17 protein-coding genes are annotated in these 17,608 nt (G+C 31.9%); 14 read left to right on the top strand and 3 right to left on the bottom strand.

From position 1 onward, the window contains the following. Positions 1 to 12: 12 nt before the first annotated feature. Complete coding sequence (locus CLU82_RS16700; RefSeq protein WP_100844159.1) at positions 13 to 675, bottom strand: carbonic anhydrase; 663 nt, start codon at positions 673 to 675, stop codon at positions 13 to 15. A 302-nt stretch (positions 676 to 977) separates the two neighbouring features. Next, the gene (locus CLU82_RS16695) at positions 978 to 1,412 is read right to left on the bottom strand and encodes a hypothetical protein (protein WP_100844158.1); all 435 of its coding nucleotides are present in this window, start codon (positions 1,410 to 1,412) and stop codon (positions 978 to 980) included. A 660-nt stretch (positions 1,413 to 2,072) separates the two neighbouring features. Between CLU82_RS16695 and CLU82_RS16685 the strand changes: the two genes are divergently transcribed. The 11 genes from CLU82_RS16685 to argH all read left to right on the top strand — a co-directional run bounded on the left by CLU82_RS16685 (position 2,073) and on the right by argH (position 13,332). After that, positions 2,073 to 2,690, top strand: coding sequence for a GNAT family N-acetyltransferase (locus tag CLU82_RS16685; protein WP_100844156.1), 618 nt, complete (start codon positions 2,073 to 2,075; stop codon positions 2,688 to 2,690). 68 nt (positions 2,691 to 2,758) lie between these two features. Next, positions 2,759 to 3,952 (top strand): argininosuccinate synthase, encoded by a 1,194-nt coding sequence (locus CLU82_RS16680; RefSeq protein WP_100844155.1) that lies wholly within the window; start codon positions 2,759 to 2,761, stop codon positions 3,950 to 3,952. 130 nt (positions 3,953 to 4,082) lie between these two features. Further along, a complete protein-coding gene (argC, locus tag CLU82_RS16675; protein ID WP_100844154.1) occupies positions 4,083 to 5,060 on the top strand; it encodes an N-acetyl-gamma-glutamyl-phosphate reductase in 978 nt (325 codons plus the stop codon). A 96-nt stretch (positions 5,061 to 5,156) separates the two neighbouring features. Then, positions 5,157 to 6,293 carry an aspartate aminotransferase family protein gene (locus tag CLU82_RS16670; RefSeq protein ID WP_100844153.1) on the top strand — a complete coding sequence of 379 codons (1,137 nt, stop codon included), beginning with the start codon at positions 5,157 to 5,159 and terminating at the stop codon, positions 6,291 to 6,293. Further along, positions 6,293 to 6,910 carry a hypothetical protein gene (locus CLU82_RS16665; protein WP_100844152.1) on the top strand — a complete coding sequence of 206 codons (618 nt, stop codon included), beginning with the start codon at positions 6,293 to 6,295 and terminating at the stop codon, positions 6,908 to 6,910. The genes CLU82_RS16670 and CLU82_RS16665 overlap by 1 nt, the downstream gene beginning before the upstream one ends. A 3-nt stretch (positions 6,911 to 6,913) precedes the next feature. After that, the gene (locus CLU82_RS16660) at positions 6,914 to 8,110 is read left to right on the top strand and encodes a glutamate-5-semialdehyde dehydrogenase (RefSeq protein ID WP_100844151.1); all 1,197 of its coding nucleotides are present in this window, start codon (positions 6,914 to 6,916) and stop codon (positions 8,108 to 8,110) included. Positions 8,111 to 8,220: 110 nt separating this feature from the next. Further along, positions 8,221 to 8,982: a glutamate 5-kinase gene (proB, locus tag CLU82_RS16655; protein ID WP_100844150.1), complete on the top strand. Its 762-nt coding sequence runs from the start codon at positions 8,221 to 8,223 to the stop codon at positions 8,980 to 8,982. A gap of 69 nt (positions 8,983 to 9,051) precedes the next feature. Beyond that, the gene (locus CLU82_RS16650; protein ID WP_100844149.1) at positions 9,052 to 10,002 is read left to right on the top strand and encodes an N-acetylornithine carbamoyltransferase; all 951 of its coding nucleotides are present in this window, start codon (positions 9,052 to 9,054) and stop codon (positions 10,000 to 10,002) included. Next, the gene (gene argB, locus CLU82_RS16645) at positions 9,992 to 10,777 is read left to right on the top strand and encodes an acetylglutamate kinase (protein WP_100844148.1); all 786 of its coding nucleotides are present in this window, start codon (positions 9,992 to 9,994) and stop codon (positions 10,775 to 10,777) included. The genes CLU82_RS16650 and argB overlap by 11 nt, the downstream gene beginning before the upstream one ends. Before the next feature lie 37 nt (positions 10,778 to 10,814). Then, positions 10,815 to 11,885 (top strand): M20 family metallo-hydrolase, encoded by a 1,071-nt coding sequence (locus CLU82_RS16640; RefSeq protein ID WP_100844147.1) that lies wholly within the window; start codon positions 10,815 to 10,817, stop codon positions 11,883 to 11,885. 166 nt (positions 11,886 to 12,051) lie between these two features. Next, positions 12,052 to 13,332 carry an argininosuccinate lyase gene (gene argH, locus CLU82_RS16635; protein WP_100844146.1) on the top strand — a complete coding sequence of 427 codons (1,281 nt, stop codon included), beginning with the start codon at positions 12,052 to 12,054 and terminating at the stop codon, positions 13,330 to 13,332. A 487-nt stretch (positions 13,333 to 13,819) separates the two neighbouring features. Here the strand turns inward: argH and CLU82_RS16630 are convergent, their stop codons facing one another. Beyond that, complete coding sequence (locus tag CLU82_RS16630; RefSeq protein WP_100844145.1) at positions 13,820 to 14,449, bottom strand: hypothetical protein; 630 nt, start codon at positions 14,447 to 14,449, stop codon at positions 13,820 to 13,822. 189 nt (positions 14,450 to 14,638) lie between these two features. Between CLU82_RS16630 and CLU82_RS16625 the strand changes: the two genes are divergently transcribed. The 3 genes from CLU82_RS16625 (at position 14,639) to CLU82_RS16615 (ending at position 17,586) form a co-directional block, all read left to right on the top strand. Then, a complete protein-coding gene (locus tag CLU82_RS16625; RefSeq protein WP_157813375.1) occupies positions 14,639 to 15,214 on the top strand; it encodes a hypothetical protein in 576 nt (191 codons plus the stop codon). Positions 15,215 to 15,416: 202 nt separating this feature from the next. Next, positions 15,417 to 16,415: a DUF2157 domain-containing protein gene (locus CLU82_RS16620; protein WP_100844143.1), complete on the top strand. Its 999-nt coding sequence runs from the start codon at positions 15,417 to 15,419 to the stop codon at positions 16,413 to 16,415. Next, positions 16,399 to 17,586, top strand: a complete 1,188-nt coding sequence (locus tag CLU82_RS16615; protein WP_100844142.1) for a hypothetical protein — start codon at positions 16,399 to 16,401, stop codon at positions 17,584 to 17,586. Before CLU82_RS16620 ends, CLU82_RS16615 begins: the two co-directional genes overlap by 17 nt. The last annotated feature ends 22 nt before the right edge of the window (positions 17,587 to 17,608 follow it).

Genomic DNA, 17,608 nt, shown 5'->3' with positions numbered 1-17,608 from the left:
GTGTTATTTAATCTATTTTAGATTTTTAAAAATCACTTTACCTGTTTCAATATCATACAAAGCGCCAATAATTGAAACTTTGTTTAAATCAAAACATCCTTTTAAAATAGGTTCAGCTGTTTTTAAAAAAGTAACTCCATGTACTATATTGGCATCAACTGATTTATCATAAGTTAGTCCATTAGAATTCATTAATTGTTTTTCCTCGTCTTCATTTTGAATATATTCAACAATACTTTTAATATGATCTGGATAACCATAATGCCCTTTTGAATCAATAAACGCCTTTACAGCGCCACATCCTTTGTGCCCCATAACTACAATCAATTTGCAATCCAAATGTTCCACCGCATATTCTATGCTTCCTAATTCATAGTCTCCAATAACATTTCCAGCAGTACGAATAGAAAAAATATCACCTAAACCTTGGTCAAAAATAAGTTCTGAAGGCACTCTCGAATCTGAACAGCTTACAACAATCGCAAAGGGATGTTGTCCTTTTTTAAGTTCTCGAATTCTTTCAAGAGTTTCATCTGGATGCATTGATTTCCCTGTAGTAAATCGTTTGTTTCCTTCTTCCAGTTTTTGAATTGGCGTGAGTTTTGTGTTTTCAGTGGAATTACAAGCTAAAAATGCGCTTATAAATAGCAGATAAAGCAGTCCTTTTTTATACATAATCGTATTTCTATTTAGCAACAAACCTAAGTTTATCAAAACATTAAGACGAACTTATTCTTGTCAATGAAGTTGCAAAATTAGAAACATCAATACATGAAAATACTGATATATATCATATTTGATGCATTAATTTTAGAAAAATTAGCAGAGAAAAAGAGAGAAATATCTACTTTATTAGGTAAGTAGATTTCATAACAAAACAACCACACTTAGATTTAAGCGAAGTCTTTTTTTTTAATTTCTTTGAAGGAATTAATAACTAAATTAAACCGTCTTTAATCATGACAAATCAGCTACATTTATTGATACAATTCTGGAGTCAATACAACTTTAAACAGCATTTTCTGATTAGTATCTCTATAAACATAAACTACTGTTGAATTATTATTTCTAAAAGCTTCAAGGCTTGGATTTGTTTTTGAAGTACTTAAAATTTCTTTTTCTACTGATGTTTTTAAAACCTTAACATCTATATTTTCTTTTTGAACACGTACTAAAGTAAAATCATATTGGACTGTATTTTCAGGTAAAGAATTCACACTCTCCATACGAATGTCATCACTGATCATCATTGGACATGCCCTATTATAATTAGTTATCATTGGAGTGATTTCATCCCCAATCATTTTATTTTTAACATAAAAATGTTGCACCAAAAATATCAAAACCAGAACAAAAACGATTTTAATTACTTTTCGAATGAGTATTTTGTTTTTTCTTCTTTTCTCTTCCATGTTCAGATATTGGTTTTTAAAAATTCTTAAAAAATTGGGTGCCTTTATTCAATATTTCAAATATAAACAATATGCTTTACAACCAATAATTAGGAGTCAACATTTACCTCACTCTTTCTTCTATTGCAAAATTTATTCTTCTTTTATGAATATTTTTCAAAAACTTGATTTATTTTTTGACTCGATTAGTGTTTTTAAAAAAGAAAAGAATCATTAAAAAACAGTCATTTGAATCAATTATTTTCTTTTCCAAACAAATAACGTTCGATTTGTTAAAAATTTGACTTTTACAAAAAATTTATCCTTTGGTTAAAAAAATAGTTGTAATTTTGCACTAATGAAAAAAATAGAAACATATATAACATTTATCTCTCGGATAATAACACCTACTACTTCTCCCGAAGTACGGATGCTATAATTATAGCTTCCATAGTGTTCTAGTAATATATTTATTCATTTCTTATTTTATCGTTTTGAAATTATTTCCATATTTATTTGGATTAATACATCCTAAAGAAATTACCAAACAAAATTTATCTATCTGTAATTCAATATATTGGATTGTTCTTTGCTTCATTTATTCTATATTTGACAGTACAAAATCAGAACATTTCAATATCAATTGCAGTACATTTTTTAACCTAAAATTTAACTCTTGAAATGAACATTTCTATAGTAGTAACTCAGGAAGAACACTATAAATATGCACAAGAAATATGTGACACAATAGAATCGTCTGCCCTGTTGAGAGGTACTGGTATTGCCAAAAGAACACCAGAATACATCCAAAAAAAGATGGAAAAAGGAGATGCTGTTATTGCTCTTAACAACGGGATTTTTGCTGGTTTTTGCTACATAGAAAGCTGGCAACACGGTCAGTATGTAGCACACTCAGGATTAATTGTACATCCTGATTATAGAAATTTGGGGCTTGCCAAAAAAATAAAATCGTTTGTATTTGATTATTCGTTAAAAAAATATCCAGAAGCAAAAGTTTTTGGAATCACAACTGGATTGGCGGTAATGAAAATCAATTCTGATTTGGGTTACAAACCAGTACCATTTTCTGAACTTACAAATGACCCAAGTTTTTGGAAAGGCTGTCAAACCTGCACCAACTTTGAAATCTTAAAAAGCAAAGATTACAAAATGTGTTTGTGTACAGGAATGCTATATGATCCAGCAGAGAAACCAAAAGATCCACCTAAACACCCTTTTAATGTTAGGATTTGGAATAGATTGAAAGAAATTAAACAAACTTTCTTAGATAAGAAATAATTAATATAAATAGCTAAAAGCTAGTCGTTTTAAACCAATAGCAGATAGCCCATAATAGTTCAAATAAAATGAAAAAAGTAGTATTAGCATATAGCGGAGGATTAGACACTTCTTATTGTCTTAAATATTTAAAAAATGAACAAGGATTTGAAGTTCACACTGTATTAATCAATACAGGTGGTTTTGATGACGCTGAATTAAAAGCAATCGAAGACAGAGCTTATGAATTAGGTAGTGCAAAACACGCTAGTCTTACCATTTTAGATAAATATTACGATAAAGCTATTAAATATTTGATTTATGGAAATGTATTAAAAAACAATACTTATCCTTTATCTGTAAGCGCTGAAAGAGTTTTTCAGGCAATTGAAGCAATTAAATATGCTAAATCTGTTGGTGCAACTGCTATCGCTCACGGAAGTACTGGTGCAGGAAATGATCAAATTCGTTTTGATTTAATTTTCCAAACTATCGCTCCAGAAATCGAAATCATTACTCCTATTCGTGACTTGAAATTATCAAGACAAGAAGAAGTAGATTATTTGGCTAAAAACGGAGTACACTATTCTTGGGAAAAAGCACAATATTCTATCAACAAAGGACTTTGGGGAACTAGTGTTGGAGGAAAAGAAACTTTAACTTCTGATAAACCATTACCAAGCGAAGCATATCCTTCTCAATTAACAAAAGAAGGTGAAGAGAAAGTAACTTTGGAGTTCAAAAAAGGTGAATTAGTTGCCGTAAACGGAGTAGCAGACAAACCATCTAACAACATTGTTGTGTTGGAAAAATTAGCTAATGCGTATGCAATCGGTAGGGATATTCACGTAGGTGATACTATCATCGGAATTAAAGGAAGAGTTGGTTTTGAAGCTGCTGCTCCATTAATTATCATCAAAGCACACCATTTGTTAGAGAAACATACACTTGGAAAATGGCAACAATATTGGAAAGAACAACTAGGAAACTGGTACGGAATGCTATTTCACGAAGGTCAATTTTTAGATCCTGTAATGAGAAACATCGAAACTTTCCTTGAGGATACTCAAAAGACTGTAAACGGAACAGTAACTGTTTCTTTGAAACCGTATCACTTCTCATTAGACGGAATCGAATCTGCTAATGATTTGATGAATACTGGTTTCGGTCAATATGGTGAAATGAACAATGCTTGGACATCAGACGATGCTAAAGGATTTATTAAAATTTTAGGTAACGCACAGAACATATTTTCATCTGTAAACAACGAAACTTACGAGTAATTTTCATTAAAAAGAAAATATTAAAATTTAAGTTTTATATAAAAATTTAACCATTAAGAAATTAAGAAACATTTAGCTCATATTACTTAATAATCTTAATTTCTTAATGGTTCAAAAAAAAAATTAAAAAATGATTAATGTTGGAATAATTGGAGGTTCGGGATATACTGCGGGAGAACTCATCAGATTATTGATGTTTCACCCGAATGCAAAATTGGATTTTGTATACAGTACAACCAATGCTGGAAAACCGCTTTCGATAGCGCATCACGATTTGTTGGGCGACATCGAAATGAATTTTACAGATGAAGTGAATCCAAATGTAAACGTAGTTTTTTTGTGTTTAGGACATGGAAAATCAATTTCTTTTCTAAAGGAAAATCAATTTGCTAATCATACTAAAATTATTGATTTAGGAAATGATTTCAGGCTAACAGCTGATGCTAATTTCGAAGGAAAGCAATTCATTTACGGATTGCCTGAACTCAACAAAACCAGTATTAAAAATGCAAATTACATTGCTAATCCAGGTTGTTTTGCAACTGCTATTCAATTGGCTTTATTGCCATTAGCATCTGATGGATTATTAAGTGAAGATGTGCACATCAATGCAACAACAGGAAGTACAGGAGCTGGTGTAGGATTAGCGGCTACTTCACATTTTAGCTGGAGAAACAATAACTTTTCGCATTATAAAGCTTTTGAACACCAACATTTGGGAGAAATCAACCAAAGTTTGAATCAATTGCAAGCTTCTTATAATGATGAATTGATTTTCATACCAAACAGAGGAGATTTTCCAAGAGGAATTTTCGCCACTTTATATACAAAGTCAAAAGAAAGTTTAGAGGATTTGGTTGCCAAATACGAAGCTTTTTACGCTGACCAACCATTTGTAACCGTTACTACTACAAACATCAATATGAAACAAGTAGTACAAACAAACAAATGTATTATTAGTTTAATGAAAAAAGGAAACCGGATTTTGATAACTTCTATTATTGATAATTTACTCAAAGGCGCCTCTGGTCAAGCCGTTCAAAACATGAATTTAATGTTTGGATTGGACGAAACTACAGGATTGCATTTGAAACCATCTGGATTTTAAAAAAGATTAATAAAAGAAGAAAGAAACAAGAAGAAAGACAATAAGGCTAAATCTTGCCTCTTTCTTCTTGCCTCTTTCCTCAAAAAAACTAAAAAAATGAACTTATTCGACGTTTACCCATTATATCCTATTACTCCTGTAAAAGCTTTAGATTGCACAATTACAGACGATAAAGGAATTGAATATTTAGATTTATACTCTGGTCACGGAGTAATTTCAATCGGACATACACAACCCGATTATGTAGCAAAAGTAAAAGAACAATTGGATAATTTGAATTTTTATTCGAATGCTATTCAAAACCCATTGCAAGTAGAGTTAGCTGATAAATTAGGGAAAGCTTCAGGTTTGACTGATTTCAACTTGTTCTTATGTAGTTCTGGTGCTGAAGCGAATGAAAATGCTTTGAAAGTAGCTTCTTTCCATACGAATAAATCAAGAGTAATTGCTTTTGATAATTCATTCCACGGAAGAACTTCTGCAGCTGTTGCTGTAACTGATAACAAAAAAATCGTTGCTCCGCTTAATGCACAACAAGTAGTTACATTTTTGCCTCTAAATCAAATTGATTTGGTTGAAGCAGAATTGAAAAAAGGTGACGTTTGTGCTGTAATCATTGAGCCTATTCAAGGTGTTGGTGGTTTAGACCAAGGAACAACTGAATTCTTTCAAGGTTTAGAAAAAGCTTGTAAAGCAAATGATGTAGTTTTAATTTTAGACGAAGTACAATCAGGTTATGGAAGAAGTGGAAAGTTTTTTGCTTTTCAACATCACGGAATCAATCCTGATATTGTAACAACTGCAAAAGGAATGGGGAACGGTTTCCCAATTGGTGGAGTTTTGATTTCGCCAAAATTCAAAGCGAGTTACGGCTTATTAGGAACTACTTTTGGTGGAAGCCATTTGGCTTGTGCTGCTGGAATTGCAGTTTTGGATGTGATGGGAAAACTAAATCTAATTGCAAACACTAATAAAGTTTCGGACTATTTCATGGAAGCGATTAAAGCTGTTCCAGAAATCATCAAAGTGAAAGGAAGAGGATTGATGCTGGGAGTTGAATTTGACTTTGACGTGAGTGCTTTGAGAAAGAAAATGATTATTGAAAAATATATTTTTACAGGTGGAGCAAACAATAAAAACTTATTGAGAATTCTTCCTCCGTTAACGATTACAACTGAAGCAATTGATACGTTTATTGTTGCTTTAAAAGAATCGTTGGCTGAATTGAAATAATGATGAATAAAAAGTTATTTATCAGTACTTTAATTCTTTGGATAGCTAACATTTTTGTTTACTATTTGTTTTGTTATCCCGAGAGTTATTCATTGTTTGATATTATAACTCAACACGTTGAATGGGAACCATTATTAAGTATTTATTTAATTTTAATTGCAACAACCGCTTTTTTTAGTTTTTTATTATACAGAAAGGTAAATTTTTCAAGAAAGTTTATAACATCTATAATCTACATTAACATATTTGCAACGATATTAAATCTTTCAAATGGTTTTTATAGATTTTATAATAATAAAAAAGAATTAGATGAACTTGTATTAAGGTATCAAAATGATGCAAAAACGGATATTAAAAAGGATAGTGTAAAATCTTTTAGTCACGGATTAATGTTGCCTCCTAAAAATGAAAATGATTTTAATAAATACATAAAGTCTGATTCCATTCATAAAAAATATGGCTTATACAAATCTTCAACCTGTAATATTTCAAAGGATTTAGATATTGCAGAAAAAGAATATCAAAAAATCACAAATCCATATCTTGAAAAAAGGAATGGAAAATTTTGGAGAGAAAAAATGCAAAAAGAAATTGATGCTATTAAAAACAACCAATAAACTATGAATACAATACTTCCAATCGAAAAAAGAAACGCTGTTTTAACCACAATGGCGACTTTATTAGAGCAAGAAAGAGAAGCGTTAAAAACCATAAATCAGCAGGATTTAGCCAATTATAATGGTGAAGATTTGGCAATGGAAAAACGCTTATTAGTGGATGATGCCAAAGTAAATGGTATGATTCTTTCGTTGCAGCAATTAGCCAGTCAGGAAGATCCAGTTGGTCAGGTTCGTTTTACTTTCACTCACGATAACGGGATGAAAATCAGCAACAAAACGGCTGCTTTTGGAACTATTTTAATCATATACGAATCTCGCCCAGACGTAACTGTTGAAGCTGGAGGAATTGCTTTTAAATCGGGAAATAAAATCCTTTTGAAAGGCGGAAAAGAATCGTTGCTTTCAAATCAAAAGATTGTGAGCCTTTGGCATCAAGCTTTAGAGAACAATGGAGTTTCGACGGATTGGGTTGAATATTTGAATTACGATAGAGTTCAAACGCAAGAATTCCTTGAAAAACCAACACAAAAAGTCGATTTAATCGTGCCTCGTGGTGGCGAAAAATTAATTGAATTTACCAAAAAACACGCAACTTGCCCAGTGATTGTAAGTGGTCGTGGGAATAATTTTGTTTATGTTAATGCCGATGCCGATTTAGAAAAAGCAATGAACATTATCATCAACGGAAAAACCTCTAATATCTCAGTTTGTAATGCTTTGGACAAAGTTTTAATCGATACAAACTTGCCAAATTGGGAAGATTTTGCTAAACAATTGGTTACTGAGTTAGAGAAATTCAAAGTGACGATTTTAGGAGATAATGCTTTCGCAGAAGCAACTGGAGTTCCAGCAATTGAAAGCGATTTGATTTGGTACGAAGAGTTTTTAGATTATAAAATCGTTATTGGAACCATCAATTCCAATCAAAAAGCGATTGCTAAAATCAATAAATATTGTGGCGGTCACTCCGCTTCTATTATAACTAAAAGTGAAACTTTGGCACAAGAATTCATGGAAAATGTTGATGCTTCTTCTGTATATCATAATGCATCAACTCGTTTTACCGATGGAGGACAATTTGGTCTTGGTGGAGAATTAGCTATAAGCACTGATAAATTACACCAACGTGGACCAATTGGATTACAACATCTTGTAACCAATAAATGGTATATTTATGGTGACGGACAGATAAGATAATTTTAGATTGCAGATTTTAGAATAACGATTTAAGATTTAGCTTTGCGAACCTTGACCTTGCGTTTGTAAAGATTCAAAATATAAACTTTGCGCCCTTTGCGGTAAAAAAAATGGCAAAAAAAAGAATATTATTAAAATTAGGAAGTAACACCTTAACCAAAGAAACCAATCATATTTCGAGAGGAAAGATTGAGGATATTGGGATGCAAATTGCGGCTTTGAACGATGAATATGAATTTATTATTGTGAGTTCAGGAGCTATTGCTGCTGCTAAACAGTTTGTAAAGCTTGACAATCAGGATAAAGATGTTTTCGTAAAGCAAGCTTTAGCATCTATTGGCCAGCCTCACTTGATGCGCATTTACCATGAGAATTTTAGTGATTTGGGATTACATATTTCGCAATGCCTGCTATCCTATTCTGATTTTGAAAAACAACAATCCAAAGTTAACATTGTAAACACCATTAATGTATTAGTCAAAAATAATTATATTCCAATTATCAATGAAAATGATACTGTCGCTACTGATGAGATAAAATTTGGAGATAATGATAAATTAGCGGCATTGACTGCGGTTTTATTAAACGTTGATATTCTGATTATTGCAACCAACACCAACGGAATTTACACCAAATCGTCAATAAACGATGAAGTGCCAGAAACAATAGAACTAGTAACCGATTTATCGCTCTTGCAAAAGGAAATTGGCGATTCTAAATCGTCTCACGGAACAGGTGGAATGCAGTCCAAAATTGATTCGGCGGCTATTGCCAAAGCTGCTAATATCGAAACTTGGATTGTGAATGGACTGGAAGATAATTTTATGGTGAAAGCATTGAATAATAAAATAGCGTTTACAAAAATTGTATAAAAAGTTGATTAGTTAATCGTTAATTCGGTTAATCGATTAAACAAATAACCAATTAAACAAATAACCAAAATGAACTTTACATCCATACAAAACATAGATTCACTCCAAAAATGGGTGAAAGAAGCGATAAAAATCAAAAAGAACCCACTCAAAAATAAAAAACTAGGAAAGAACAAAACCTTAGTAATGTTGTTTTTCAATTCTAGTTTGAGAACCCGTTTGAGTACCCAAAAAGCAGCCATCAATTTAGGTATGAACGTGATGGTGATGAACTTTGGCAGTGAAGGTTGGACACTAGAATATGAAGATGGAGCAATTATGAATCAAGGCGCTTCAGAACACATTAAAGAAGCTGCAGAAGTAGTTTCTCAATATGCTGATATTATAGCAATCAGAGCTTTTGCAGGATTGGTAGACAAAGAAAAAGACAACGCTGAGACAGTAATTTCAGGTTTCTTGAAATACGCTACTGTGCCTGTTGTTAATATGGAAAGTGCTACTGGACACCCAATGCAATCACTTGCAGATGCTATTACAATGGCAGAACACAAGACAAAACACAGACCAAAAGTTGTTTTAACTTGGGCTCCACATCCAAGAGCATTACCTCAGGCTGTTGCCAATTCTTTCGTAGAAATGATGCAAAAGCAAGAAAGTATGGATTTTGTAATTACACATCCCGAAGGTTACGAACTGAATCCTGAAATTACCAAAAATTCCAAAATAGAACACGATCAAAATAAAGCTTTTGAAAATGCCGATTTTATCTACACCAAAAACTGGAGTAATTATAAGGAATACGGACAAATTACCAATACAGATCCAAACTGGACAGTTACTGCTGAAAAAATGGCATTAACAAACAACGCTAAATTTATGCATTGTTTGCCTGTAAGAAGAAATGTAATTGTAGCTGACGAAGTAATTGATAGCGAAAATTCAATTGTTATTGAACAAGCAAATAATAGAACGTATTCTGCTCAATTGGTTTTACAAAAAATATTGAAAAATGTCAAATAAGAAACCATTATCTATCATAAAAATCGGAGGAAACATTATTGATGATGCAACAGAGTTATCACAATTTCTAAGTGATTTTTCTAAGATTGAAGGAAACAAAATACTAGTTCACGGTGGTGGAAAATCAGCTACCAAAATGGCACAAAGTATTGGTTTAGTTCCTCAAATGATAGAAGGGCGACGCATTACTGACCAACCAATGCTTGACGTTGTGGTGATGATTTATGCTGGTGAAATCAACAAAAATGTGGTAGCACAATTACAAGCTAACAACACTAACGCCATGGGATTTTCTGGCGCCGATGGAAACCTAATTCAATCGACAAAAAGGAACCATCCAACTATCGATTATGGTTTTGTTGGTGATGTACAAAAAGTAAATACTCCATTATTAGAAACTTTGATTTCTAGTGGAATTGTTCCCGTTTTCTGTGCTATAACTCACGATAAAAACGGACAATTATTAAATACAAACGCCGACACCATTGCTAGTGAATTAGCAATTGCAGCATCTGAAGTCTTTGAAGTAACTTTAAATTATTGCTTTGAAAAAGCGGGAGTTTTAACAGATGTTGAAGATGAAAATTCAGTTATTAAAAACATCAATCAAGAGTTGTATTCGCAATTAAAAACTGAAGGGGCAATACACTCGGGAATGATTCCAAAACTGGATAATTGTTTTAACAGTTTGTCAAAAGGCGTTCAAAAAATACGAATTGGTCATCACAAAATGTTACAAAGCGAAGATTCAGTTTGTACAACTATTCAATTGTAAAAAAATTTGCACCTTCGTGATAAAATTAAAAGAATAAATGAAAAACATAGAAACCCTTATACAAGAAGCCATTGCTCTATTAAAATCGCTGATTGAGACTCCGTCTTTTTCAAGTGAAGAAGATAAAACTGCGCTTTTAATCGAAAATTGGTTTACACAAAACAACATTCCTTTCGAAAGAGAGAACAATAACATTTGGGCTTACAATCAACATTTTGATAAATCTAAACCGACACTTTTACTGAATTCACATCACGATACGGTAAAACCAAATCAAGGTTATACGAACGATCCATTTGAAGCGATTGTAAAAGATGGAAAATTATTTGGTTTAGGTAGTAATGATGCTGGTGGATGTTTGGTTTCCTTGATAGCAACGTTTACTCATTTTTATACTCAAGAGAATCTTCCTTACAATATTGTAATTGTGGCTTCCGCAGAAGAAGAAAGCAGCGGAAAGAATGGTTTAAACAGCGTTTTGAAACATTTACCAGAATTGGAATGTGCTATAGTTGGCGAACCAACTTTAATGCAATTGGCCGTAGCCGAAAAAGGTTTATTGGTTCTAGATGTTGTGGTAAAAGGAACTGCAAGTCACGCCGCACACAACAATCCAGATAATCCAATTTATAATGCAATGCCCGTAATTGAATGGTTCAAAACATTTCAATTCGAGAAAATATCCGAAGTTTTAGGTCCTGTAAAAATGACCGTAACCCAAGTTACTGCTGGAAAACAGCACAATGTCGTTCCTGCCGAATGCCATTTGGTTGTCGATATCCGAGTAACTGACCGCTACAATAATACTGAAATTTTAGAAACTGTAAGAGCCAATGTGAATGCCGAGGTTACTCCTCGCTCGTTGCACTTAAACTCTTCTTCCATTCCAGTTGCCCACGGATTAGTACAAGCAGGAATCGCTCTAGGAAGAACGACTTATGGATCACCAACCCTTTCAGATCAATCGGTTTTGAGTTGTCAATCTTTGAAATTAGGGCCTGGAGAATCCCTACGGTCACACTCGGCAGATGAATTTATATTTATCCACGAAATCGAAGAAGGAATAGAATTATATATCAAGATATTGACTGATTTTTTTAGGAGCTAATCCAGCTATCCGTTGCAATCTTTTTGTTTTTGGCAACAAAAACAAAAAGGATTTTCACTACTATCGGGGCTAGGATTTAGGGAAACTAAGTCAAATTATAGAAATAAAAAACTTTGCAAATCTCTGAGTAACCTCTGAGTATCTTTGCGAAACAAAAAATAGAAATATGAAACTTTGGGAAAAAGGAATACCAACTGACAAACAAATCGAACATTTCACTGTTGGAAACGACCGCGAACTAGATTTAGTCTTAGCCAAATATGATGCTTTAGGTTCTATTGCTCACGCCAAAATGTTGGGACAAATTAATTTATTAACATCTGAAGAAACTACTTCTTTAGTGTTAGCGTTAGAAGATATTATCGCTGATGTTGAAAAAGGAAATTTCGAAATTGAAGATTCTTTTGAAGATGTTCACTCCAAAATTGAATATTTATTAACGGTAAAATTAGGCGATGCTGGAAAGAAAATCCATACGGCTCGTTCTCGCAATGACCAAGTTTTAGTTGATGTGAATTTATACCTAAAAGATGCGGTTAAAGAACTTAAAGAGCAGGTAAAAACACTTTTTGATTTAATGATGGAATCGGCAGAAAAATACCAAAATGTATTATTGCCAGGCTATACACATTTGCAAATTGCGATGCCATCATCTTTCGGAATGTGGTTTTCAGCATATGCAGAAACCTTGATTGACGATATTACAATGTTGAATGCTGCACTAAAAGTTGTAGATCAAAATCCATTAGGTTCAGCTGCAGGTTACGGAAGCTCCTTCCCTATCAACAGAACTTTCACTACCAAAGAATTAGGATTTAAAACCTTAAAATACAATTCTGTAGCTGCTCAAATGAGCCGAGGAAAATCTGAGAAAACAGTCGCTTTTGCAATGAGTAGTGTTGCTGCAACTTTGGCAAAATTCTCGATGGATGTGTGTTTGTATATGAGTCAAAATTTTGATTTCATTGGTTTACCGTCACATCTTACGACAGGTTCGAGCATTATGCCACACAAAAAAAATCCAGATGTGTTTGAGTTAATCCGTGGAAAATGCAATAAAATTCAGGCTTTACCTTATGAAATCACTTTGATTACAAATAATCTTCCAAGTGGTTACCATAGGGATTTTCAATTATTGAAAGAAGGATTATTTCCTGCGATTCAAAACCTGAAAGCTTGTTTAGATATTGCTATTTTCTCAATTCCAGATATTAAAGTTAAAGAAGGTATTTTAAACGATAAAAAATACGATTACCTATTTACAGTTGATACTTTAAATGAAATGGTAGTTGCTGGAATGCCTTTTAGAGATGCGTATAAAGCCGTTGCTGAACAATTGGAAGCTGGAACTTACCAATCTCCAAAAGAAACCAAACATACTCACGAAGGAAGTATTAACAACCTTTGTTTGGCTGAAATTAAAGAAAAAATGAAAAGTGCTTATTAAGTAAAAGCATCTTGTTATAAATATTATATCTAAAAAAGGTATTAGGATTAAAAAACTAATACCTTTTTTTTAAAAGAATTGTATTTATTAATTATTAGCTGAACCCTAATTATTAAAATAGATGTCGCTCCTAAGAGCTTAAAAATACTAACATTTTGAACTTCTATAAATAACAGTTTAGTATATCAGAGCTCCATAGGAGCGAAATACAAAACATATTAATAATCGAGTTCAGATCATTAATCTTAAATGAAGACCTAACAGGTTTTAAAAACCTGTTAGGTCTAATACGAAGAAGTTTTTATATTTTTTTTAAATCTTTAACTCTAATTCATAACAACAAAAACACTATCTCTGCTCTTAGCCCTAATAGAAGAGATATCCTTTCCTTGCCTCCTTTAGGCAAGAAATATATAGCGGATAGCAGGAACCATCTACCTAAAAATGCCTAATCTTTCTGCTTCAAAAAACAATCAAACTGTATCTATTAATTCAAACTTGGCGCTTCGGGGATTTTTACTTTAATCTTATCTTTCTTAGCCAATAATAGATAAGTGGTAATTCCGCTTAGGATAACTAGCAAAGCGATTTCTAGTTCGCCCAAACTATTATTCCCATTATGTATCGCAGTAGAATGATCTAACTTAGATTTACCTTCCTTAATTTGAAGATGAGATAGTTTTATTAATGTTTCTAGTACCTGATTGCTAGAATTTACAATTTGATTCCAATTTTTATTTCTGTTTTGTTCTTTAATTGAAATACAGGAAGATAAAAATGATTTAAAAAATAATTCTTCATTTGAAGTTAAAACCGTTTTTGAATATAGTTTATCTATGTTTTGAATATTGCCCAAAGCTATTGCAATTTCCTGCATTTTTTGATTATCATTTAATTGTGACTGTACAGCATTTGCTTTTATAGAGTGAAGTTCATTCGCATATTGAAAAATATAATGCTCGACTACCAATCGGTCGTTGTAGATAGCATTGATATCCTCATTCGTTTTTTGGGAATTGTGCAATGTATTGAAATTACTCAATAAAATAATAACCATAACAATCAGTAAAATAAAAGCTGCTTTTGTTTTATTTGTATATTTTTTCAAATCTTTCATCTTATATATTTTATAATTTCGCAATATACGGCATTGTGTTGGGGAATACAATTTTATTAAAATAGTTTGGCCATTTCATCTGAATCATCAATCGAAATGAATGATATTAAAACATTTATTTTTTAACAAATAAAAATAGTATGCACGCATGGTTTTATGTATTTTCACAAAAAATATAAAATTAACACTATGAAATTACCCCCAAAGATTGCCTTATTTTTATGCTTAAGCGTCATGCTTTTCAACAGTTGTTCAAGTGATGATTCAAAAACAGAAACAACTAAAACTGATTCAGCAACTTTAATAACCTTTACAGATGTTACTTTTTCTTTAGACCAAGTAGAAGGATTTGATGCTGGTAGGTATTTTTCAACTGAATTAGGAAAATCGTATAAAAAAAGCCAAATTGACGCAACTATTTTACCTAAAATAGACATTGCTTTTTATAGTGGAGGTCAATCATTAGACTATTTTATGAGCCCTAATGACTCTGATTATGGTATAAAAAATGCATCATTATCTTTATTTATAAATTATCAAAAAGATCTATTAACTATTGATCAATTTAATAAAATAGAAAAGGCTTCTGATTTTGATACCCTCAAAATTGATACAGACGATGACGAATCATTTCCAGATAGCTACACTCCAAATATTGTATTGTTTAAAAATGCATCTGGCAAAAAAGGAGCCATTTATATTAAATCTGTACATCGAGTAGGTTACGATCCTAGGATTGTAGTAGATATTAAAATTCAGAAATAATACAAACAACTATCATTAATAAAAACCAATTTTTTAAAATAGAAAAATTGGTTTTTTTATTACTTTATAAATTCCTCTAGCAAAATCTTTAAGCGATTCTCAAAATTAAAACTATCCCTGAATTTAGTCTTTTAAATAAATAGTATCTCATTAATTAGTAATAAAAATTCTATATATTTGAGAAATATCTTAACTAAATACTATGACGAATTTTGAAGATGAAGCAACACAAACTCTTTTTGATACAAATCACATCACTAAAGAACAATTGGAAGCTGTACGGGACTATCGAAGTTTAAATTTGTTTTCGGTCCATAACGAATTAAAATTCTTATTATATCTTTCAATGTTAATGTTTACTTCGGGCATTGGAATTTTGATATATCAAAACATAGACGCCATTGGACATACAGTTTTACTTGGATTGTTACTGATAATAACAATAATGTGTTTTTACTTTTGTTTTAAAAATCATGAGGGCTTCAAAAAAGGAGAGGCTCCGTTTACTAATCCTCTCTATGATTATTTAGTACTTACATCTGTAATTTTGAGTTGTACGTTTGTGGGATACTTACAATTTCAATACCAAACTTTTGGAACTCATTATGGGTTGGCTACTTTAGTACCGACGCTTATCAGTCTTTTTTGTGCCTATTATTTCGACAATAAAAGTGTTTTATCAATAGGAATTACAGGAATAGCAGCCTATTTGGGTCTTTCGGTAGATCCAAAACATTATTTTGAAAACGAAATGTTTAATAATAGAACCTTAAGCTATATTGGTTTAGCTTTTGGTTTGACATTATTACTTTGGGCATTATATGCGGGCAAAATCAATTTAAAAAAACATTTCAATTTGGTGTATCTTACTTTTTCCTTACATCTAGTTGGCATTGCTTGCATGGTTAATTTATGTGATGATTATTGGTTTCCTTTTGGTTTAGTTTTAGGAGTTGCTGCTTATTATTTTTACAATCTAAGCTTTCAAATAAGATCCATTTCTTTGTTTATTTTCACAGTGATATATGGTTATATTGGAATAAATATCTTTTTGGTAAGGACTTTAATTTTTATTCATTTTGATGATTTTTTCTCAGTATTCATTTTTACAACACCTTTCTACTTTATTCTTTCAATACTTGGTTTTATAAAACTGATTAAACATTTTAACAAAAATACTACTGATGATAGCATACAATAAAACTCTTTTAGACAATGTGTATATTGATGAAGAAGCCAATCGATTGAAACAATCAGGTTTCATTAGCTCTGATCAATACAAAACATTTAGCTTGTCATTATTAAAACTTAAAAGTCAAAATAATATCTTTATCCGAATAGGCTTTTTTATTCTGGGATGTATGTTATTTTCCTCTGTTTGCGGATTTATATCACTAATGATGCTTGCTACCAATGGCAATGACTATATCTATTTTTTCTATTTCTTTGCTATGCTAGGTTTTGGAGTTAAAGAATTTATCTCCCGAGAAATGAACTTTTTTGGTTTTGGCCTAGATGATGCCTTTATTTTGGGTGGAATCTTATCATTGCTGATTGCAGTTGGACAGACGTTTGAGCAAAATTATGACCCCAACTATCTGGTTATTTTTATAGTAATGGCAATTGTATCGAGTATTACCTACCTGCGGTATCTCAATCTTTCTTTGGCATTACTCGCTTGCATTGGAATAACAGGAAGTGTAGCTTATCTGGTATTTGATTATTTAATAATTGGTAAAGCTATATTGCCTTTTGTAATGATGTTATTATCTGGTTTTGGTTATTTTATTTCTAAAAAGACATTGCAAAACTTAATCTTTCCCTATTATTGTAACGGACTAAAATTAGTCAAAGGATTCTGTCTCATCATATTTTATCTGGCGGGAAATTATTATGTAGTAAGAGAATTAAACGCAACTCTTTCTGAAGAATATTATTATAATGGTTTAAGTCCTGAAATTCCCTTTGCTTTGCTTTTTTGGGCTTTTACATTTATAATCCCCGTAGTTTATCTCATTTTTTCTTTGAAAAACAAAGATCGGGTAATGCTTTGGATTGGTTTTTTAGCACTTTGTTTTAGTTTTTTTACTTTCAGAACGTATCATCATGTTTTACCTCCAGAAGTTGCCTTGACAATTGGTGGACTTCTTATTTTTACATTTACCTATTTTGCTATCAAAAAAACAAAACTTAAAGAAACTGGTATCACTTTCAAAGTAGACCGATTTACGAACCCTAATGCTTTTGCCAATCTTCAGGTTCTTGTGGCTGCTTCTCAATTTGGGCTTAAACCCGAAGCGAAAATTGAAGAATCCCCAATGGAGTTTGGTGGCGGTGGATTTAGTGGTGGCGGTTCTTCAGGAGAATTTTAGAACGTTCCCAAAAAATTATAAT

Source organism: Flavobacterium sp. 5, from assembly GCF_002813295.1.
In the GTDB taxonomy this organism is placed as follows: Bacteria; Bacteroidota; Bacteroidia; order Flavobacteriales; family Flavobacteriaceae; genus Flavobacterium.
Note: the sequence above shows the minus strand (reverse complement) of the source record. Positions and strands in the feature narration are given on the sequence as shown.

Excerpts from the sequence above, each read along its gene's own strand:
- CLU82_RS16685 (WP_100844156.1), top strand. The coding sequence starts at position 2,073 with ATGAACATTTCTATAGTAGTAACTCAGGAAGAACACTATAAATATGCA.
- CLU82_RS16680 (WP_100844155.1), top strand. The coding sequence starts at position 2,759 with ATGAAAAAAGTAGTATTAGCATATAGCGGAGGATTAGACACTTCTTAT.
- CLU82_RS16630 (WP_100844145.1), bottom strand. The coding sequence starts at position 14,449 with ATGAAAGATTTGAAAAAATATACAAATAAAACAAAAGCAGCTTTTATT.
- CLU82_RS16620 (WP_100844143.1), top strand. The coding sequence starts at position 15,417 with ATGACGAATTTTGAAGATGAAGCAACACAAACTCTTTTTGATACAAAT.
- CLU82_RS16615 (WP_100844142.1), top strand. The coding sequence starts at position 16,399 with ATGATAGCATACAATAAAACTCTTTTAGACAATGTGTATATTGATGAA.
- CLU82_RS16700 (WP_100844159.1), bottom strand. The coding sequence starts at position 675 with ATGTATAAAAAAGGACTGCTTTATCTGCTATTTATAAGCGCATTTTTA.
- CLU82_RS16660 (WP_100844151.1), top strand. The coding sequence starts at position 6,914 with ATGAATACAATACTTCCAATCGAAAAAAGAAACGCTGTTTTAACCACA.
- argB (WP_100844148.1), top strand. The coding sequence starts at position 9,992 with ATGTCAAATAAGAAACCATTATCTATCATAAAAATCGGAGGAAACATT.
- CLU82_RS16695 (WP_100844158.1), bottom strand. The coding sequence starts at position 1,412 with ATGGAAGAGAAAAGAAGAAAAAACAAAATACTCATTCGAAAAGTAATT.
- CLU82_RS16665 (WP_100844152.1), top strand. The coding sequence starts at position 6,293 with ATGATGAATAAAAAGTTATTTATCAGTACTTTAATTCTTTGGATAGCT.
- CLU82_RS16640 (WP_100844147.1), top strand. The coding sequence starts at position 10,815 with ATGAAAAACATAGAAACCCTTATACAAGAAGCCATTGCTCTATTAAAA.
- CLU82_RS16650 (WP_100844149.1), top strand. The coding sequence starts at position 9,052 with ATGAACTTTACATCCATACAAAACATAGATTCACTCCAAAAATGGGTG.
- CLU82_RS16625 (WP_157813375.1), top strand. The coding sequence starts at position 14,639 with ATGAAATTACCCCCAAAGATTGCCTTATTTTTATGCTTAAGCGTCATG.
- argC (WP_100844154.1), top strand. The coding sequence starts at position 4,083 with ATGATTAATGTTGGAATAATTGGAGGTTCGGGATATACTGCGGGAGAA.
- proB (WP_100844150.1), top strand. The coding sequence starts at position 8,221 with ATGGCAAAAAAAAGAATATTATTAAAATTAGGAAGTAACACCTTAACC.
- CLU82_RS16670 (WP_100844153.1), top strand. The coding sequence starts at position 5,157 with ATGAACTTATTCGACGTTTACCCATTATATCCTATTACTCCTGTAAAA.
- argH (WP_100844146.1), top strand. The coding sequence starts at position 12,052 with ATGAAACTTTGGGAAAAAGGAATACCAACTGACAAACAAATCGAACAT.